At 48.2% G+C, this 6,091-nt stretch carries 4 protein-coding genes; 3 read left to right on the plus strand and 1 reads right to left on the minus strand.

Annotated features, from left to right (window positions below):
* Positions 1–14: 14 nt before the first annotated feature.
* The 3 genes from BGX12_RS12845 (at position 15) to ilvD (ending at position 3,973) form a co-directional block, all read left to right on the plus strand.
* Positions 15–1,427, plus strand: coding sequence for a class I SAM-dependent RNA methyltransferase (locus BGX12_RS12845; RefSeq protein ID WP_199220778.1), 1,413 nt, complete (start codon positions 15–17; stop codon positions 1,425–1,427).
* Between the two features lie 142 nt (positions 1,428–1,569).
* Complete coding sequence (locus BGX12_RS12850) at positions 1,570–1,980, plus strand: hypothetical protein (protein WP_146196341.1); 411 nt, start codon at positions 1,570–1,572, stop codon at positions 1,978–1,980.
* Between the two features lie 133 nt (positions 1,981–2,113).
* Positions 2,114–3,973 carry a dihydroxy-acid dehydratase gene (gene ilvD / locus BGX12_RS12855; protein ID WP_109736445.1) on the plus strand — a complete coding sequence of 620 codons (1,860 nt, stop codon included), beginning with the start codon at positions 2,114–2,116 and terminating at the stop codon, positions 3,971–3,973.
* 94 nt (positions 3,974–4,067) lie between these two features.
* Here the strand turns inward: ilvD and BGX12_RS12860 are convergent, their stop codons facing one another.
* A complete protein-coding gene (locus tag BGX12_RS12860; RefSeq protein ID WP_233246392.1) occupies positions 4,068–5,936 on the minus strand; it encodes an ABC transporter substrate-binding protein in 1,869 nt (622 codons plus the stop codon).
* Positions 5,937–6,091: the final 155 nt, after the last annotated feature.

Consider the following 6,091-nt stretch of genomic DNA (forward strand, 5'->3'; position numbering starts at 1 on the left):
CTATCTTTGTGAACATGGCTGACGCAAGCAATTCCGCCCTGGAAAAACGAATCAAGAAACATGTGATCGGAAAACCCCACCGCTTTATGGCGGTGGCTCCTTTGGGATTTGAAGATACTCTTGCCGAAGAACTGAAGTACATTGGCGTGGAGTGCGCCGCGGGTATACAAGTTGCTGGCGACGGCAAGGTGGAATTCACCGCCAAGATTACGGAAGCATGGAAAGCCGTAGCCTACAGTCGAATCGCAAACCGTGTGCTCATGGAAATCGGAAATTTCAAGGCCGAGAATTTTGGGCAGCTGGAAAAAGGCGTAGCAGCAGTGCCGTGGGAACTTTTTTTAGGCGAGCGGAGCGCAGCGAAGTCGAGGAATCTAGGCATTCACGTCACTTGCAAACATTCTCGTCTGTACCATAGCGACGCAGTCAAGGAACGTATTCAAAAAGTCGTTCTGAACTCGTTTCAGAATCAGCAGATCAATACAGAATATTCGCAAAACCTTTATGTAACGCTCATCGATGACCGTTGCACCCTATGGCTGGACTTAGCTGGCGAAGAACTTTACAAGCGGGGACATGAACGTTTTGTGGCGGAAGCCCCCCTAAAGGAAACCATCGCCGCCGCCATGATATTTGAGGCCTCAAAAATTGCGGGCACCCCCATACCTCAAAGCACCGAAGGTGCGACCCCACACCTCAAAGCGAGCGAAGCGAGCGCCCCTCTTCCTACTTCCAACTTCCCACTTCCTACTTCCTACTTCCTACTTCCTACTATTATTGACCCCATGGCCGGCAGCGGAACGTTCAGTCTTGAAGCCGCCTACATCGCCAACGGTCTTATTCCCGGAAAATGTCGCGATTTCGCCTTGAAGCACCAGCCCGCATTCAAGGAAGGCACCTGGAACTTTATTCTGAAAGGACGTCATTCTGAAACAGCAGCGCCCTTTCGTCATTCTGAGCAGCGAAGCGACGAAGAATCCACGACAAACCTCCTCACCATTATCACCAGCGATATTTCGGAACGCCCCGTCGACATTATTAAGCACAACGTCGACGTTTCTCCCCTGGCAGAAATTGCGCAGTCCAATCCAGACGCGGTTACCATCAACCCGCAGCTGAAGGATTTCTTTACCTACACCATCGATGACATCTGCGCTGTTCAACCGCCCGCAAATCAATCATCAATCATTTTACTGAATCCGCCCTATGGCAAGCGCCTGGCTATTGACGCTCCGAAACTTTATACTAAAATCGGAAAAAAACTGAACGAACTTGCTGGCGTCACCGTAGCAATTCTTGTTCCTAAGGATTGTATGGAACCCTTGCTGAAATACTGCCCCACGCTCAATCATCAAAAGAATGAATCCGTCAAGCTTATAGAAACGAGTCACGGCGGATTCAGCTTGAACGCCATTTTTGCAAAAATTTAGACAAAAATTCAAATGGTGTAACATACATTTTACTCACAAAACACTACACTAGAAATAGACCGTTTGGTATATTTTATCTGGGTTGAAAAATGGGTAAAAAATGTTAAAATTCCAAGAAATTATAATTCTGATAGTCGGCGCAATGATCATTCCAGCTATTTTGGGAATCATGAGCACCGGAGGTAAAAAGGGCATTCCCGCATTCACCGCAATTGCAGGAATCTTGGCGGCATTGCCTATCGTCCCCATAATCTATTACTTCATAACAACATTCCTTCACCATCCAGAACTTTACGCAACGATCAACTGGACTGCATTTCTGGTTCTGACCCTTCAGTTTGTAACTATATCCCTCGCTATGATTGACGCAATCGTTCTTGGGGGAGCCTTCAAGAAGGAACCGGTCAAGACAATCCTATACATTTTTCTTTGCATCGGAATCTGTAGTGCATTCTTCTTTGGCCTGGACCATTTCAACAATAATATGAATCAAGTCCATTTCGTTCTGAAAGATATACTACACTCTTTTGATCAACTGTCAAAAGCAGCCTAGCAAGCACCATTCTGCAACATCACGCAATATTGAAACCAGGCAGAAATGCTATATTTCTGCCTGTTCAAATTTTATAGCATCGGCGCAGCCCCGCCCCGCATATACGGAACTGCGCAATTTATGAGGTAACATTATGCCGAAACTTCGTTCGTTGAAGACTATGGAAGGCCGCGAAATGGCCGGTGCACGTGCCCTTTGGCACGCAACAGGTACCAAGGTGGAAGACTTTGGCAAGCCGGTGGTTTGCGTTGTTAACAGCTACACCCAGTTCGTTCCGGGTCACGTTCATCTGAAGGACGTGGGTCAGATCGTCGCCCGCGCTATCGAAGCCGCCGGTGGTGTTGCCAAGGAAATGAGCACCATCGCCGTGGACGACGGTATCGCCATGGGTCACGACGGCATGCTTTACAGCCTCCCCTCCCGCGACCTCATTGCCGACTCTACCGAATACATGGCTAACGCACACCGCGCAGACGCTCTCGTCTGCATCTCCAACTGCGACAAGGTTACTCCGGGTATGCTCATGGCTGCAATGCGCCTCAACATTCCTGCAATCTTTGTTTCCGGCGGTCCCATGGAAGCTGGTCACGTCACCACTAAGGACGGCCAGGATCGCGCTCTCGACTTGATCGACGCAATGATCGACTCCGCAGACAACTCCGTTTCTGACGAAGAAGTTGCCGCTATCGAAGCTAACGCCTGCCCCACTTGCGGTTCCTGCTCCGGCATGTTCACCGCAAACTCCATGAACTCCCTGACCGAAGCTCTTGGCCTTTCTCTCCCGGGCAACGGCACCATCGTCGCCACCCACTCCGAACGTAAGAAGCTGTTCGAAGCTGCCGGTAAGCGCATCGTGGAACTCTGCCACAAGTATTACGACGAAGGCGACGAAAGCATCCTGCCCCGTAGCATCGCTACCATGGACGCCTTCGAAAACGCCATGCGTCTGGACATCGCCATGGGCGGTTCCTCCAACACCGTGCTCCACCTGCTGGCTGTTGCACAGGAAGCTGGCGTCAACTTCACCATGAAGGACATCAACCGTCTTTCCCTGAACACTCCTTGCATCTGTAAGGTTGCTCCCACCGTTCACAACATCCATATCGAACAGGTGAACCGCGCTGGCGGTATCATGGGCATTCTCGGCGAACTGGACCGCATGGGCCTCATCCACAAGAACGCAAAGACTGTTCACGCCGCTACCATGGGTGAAGCCCTGGAAGCTAACGACATTATGCGCGGCAACGCTACTGAAGAAGTCAAGCAGCGTTATCTCGCAGGCCCCGGCCGTAAGTACAACCTGGTTGCATTCAGCCAGAGCACCTACTACGAATCTCTGGACATGGACCGCGCAACTGGCGCAATCCGCGATGGCGAACATGCCTACACCAAGGACGGCGGTCTCGCTGTTCTCTACGGCAACCTGGCTCAGGACGGCTGCATCGTGAAGACAGCAGGCGTTGACGAATCCATTTGGAAGTTCACTGGCCCGGCAGTTGTGTTCGAATCTCAGGAAGACGCTGTCAGCGGCATCCTTGGCGACAAGGTGAAGGCTGGCGACGTTGTGGTTATCCGCTACGAAGGTCCTAAGGGTGGTCCGGGCATGCAGGAAATGCTGTACCCCACTTCTTACCTGAAGAGCCGTCACTTGGGCAAGAGCTGCGCTCTCCTTACCGACGGTCGCTTCTCTGGTGGTACCAGCGGTCTTTCCATCGGCCATGCTTCTCCGGAAGCAGCCAACAAGGGTAACATCGGCCTGGTTGAAACTGGTGACGTTATCGAAATCGATATCCCGAACCGCACCATCAACGTGCAGCTCACCGACGACGAACTGGCAGCACGCCGCGCCGCAATGGAAGCTCGTGGCGAAAAGGCATGGAAGCCGGTTTCCCGCGACCGCGTAGTCTCCAAGGCTCTGCAGGCTTACGCCGCCATGGCAACAAGCGCAGACAAGGGCGCTGTCAGAGATCTGTCTTTGATCGGCGTAAAGTAACCTTAGAAGGCAAACGGCGCGGAACACATCCGCGTCTTGCCTGAAAAAATCCCGAGTGTTCATCTGGACATCGCGGGATTTTTTCATATCAATACTATTTCAATTTTAAATGCCAAAGAATGTTCGTCGCTGAACCAACCCAAGGAAGCATTGCCGGAGCATACGGATTCTTTTCATTAGGCCAACCCGTCCAGACCTTGTCGCTATATTCATAGAATTGCTCTGGGAGATAAGCTAAAGGAATTGCAGGCTGGTCTTCCATGAAAATCTGATTCAATTTTCTATACGCTGCTATTTTATGATTTTCTTCATCCATCAACGGAATCAATCCTAGCAAACGATCTATTTCAGGGCGATATCCCGAAGAATTTGGATCATTATATCGACCAATATTAGTACCAGCCCAACTACCAATAGGCTGCCAATCCTTAGCTTGGCCCATCACTTCATTAAAGCGGCTCCATGGGAGGGATGGAGTTACATCGGCAGCAGGCTTGTGTATAACCAAATCAAAATTACCTAGGCCCATTACGGGCCAATACTGTCCACCGTCCACATAAGACGCCTCAATATCAATACCGGAATAACGAAGATATAAAACTACATTGTTTACCATAGCCTCCCAATCAGTCCAACCGGCAGGGCAAGTAATCTTAAGAGTTGGAAGTCGACGGCCCTTCATTTCCATGTGAGAGAGCATTCCTTCATCATTCCACACGGACTTGATGCCTATAGAAGAAAGCATTCTCTGAACAGTATTTTTACGTTCTGAATCGTAATCAAAGTTCAGCGGGGTCCCGTATTTCTGTAAATCCGATGTTCTTACGTACTTTTTCTCTAAACCATAAGGATTTATAAGACCAGGCTGCATTTGTGGCGAGTATCCAGAGATAGCACGTTTACTTAACACATCATAGTTAATTGCGGTAGCCATAGCCCTTCTAAAAACTTTATCATCCAAAGGAGGTTTCGTAGTATTAATCATTAGCATAGGCATCGCTGCGGGAGTGAAATAGGGAGCGCGATCACTCCAAGTACGCACCCCAAAAGGAACCTTGCGTTGGATTCTAGGAATAAAGGAAATTGAAGCGTCAACCAAGCCATCCCTTATCGCGGCCCCCAATTCTTCATTGAAAGCGAAAATCGGATGGACGATATATTTTGGAGCAGGCTTTTTTCCATTATGAAGAGCATCATTTCCCCAATAGTCGTCGCGTCGCTTCAGAACAATTCGATCGTCACCATATTGCATCAAATTGTAGGGACCAGAAACAACTGGATTTTTATCCATTGGCATCCGCTTTACTTCATCCTGGCCCTTCTGATTCACAAGCGGTTCATAAACGTGAGACGGAACAATTCGAACAGATTGTAATAAATCATAAACTAATAGAGGATTATTTTTTCCATTTATATTCACCTTAAAATGAAGGCGTTCTGCCTTATTCTTAGATGATTCAGCGTTTATTTCAGAGATAATTTCACTGACATTAACACGTCCCTTAAAAAAAGAAAATATGACATCCTTTGACGAAACCTTCTTTCCATCACTCCATTTTGCAGCAGGATTCAATTCAACAACAATCGTTTCGTTGTTGGATTGATTTTCTATCAATTTTCCAAGCAAAGGTTCCATTTCTGCAGTTAGCGAATTATAAACCAGCAAGGGTTCATACATTAGATTAAAATGACCACCAGCAGGCCAAGAAGCGGCCCAACTTTCGGCTAATGGATTGAAATTGGTAGGTTCAGAATATTGCTGACCAGTTAGATAAAGAGTTTCCTTTCTTGGAGTAGACTTATCCAAAGGCATGCGTCCGGTTTCCGTGCCTAGGGACAAAAGTTCAAAACAATTTTCTAGTGCGTCCCAACTAGAATTGCCATCAGGTAAAAAAAGTCCATCATCTTTATGCCCAAGGTATCTGCTGATGGTGACTTGGCCATACTCATTAATCCCAGCCATAGGCTTATTTGTTGATTCCCGATAAATGGTTCCCTCAGGACACCCACCAATATCTTTCTGGGCGAATTTAAGTCGCCAAGTAAATTTGTTTAACTTGCCTAGAAATATACTCTAATGGGGTGAGAAATCCAAGTCGTTTTCTCGGCCGATTGTTC

This window comes from Fibrobacter sp. UWR4, from assembly GCF_003149045.1.
GTDB lineage: Bacteria > Fibrobacterota > Fibrobacteria > Fibrobacterales > Fibrobacteraceae > Fibrobacter.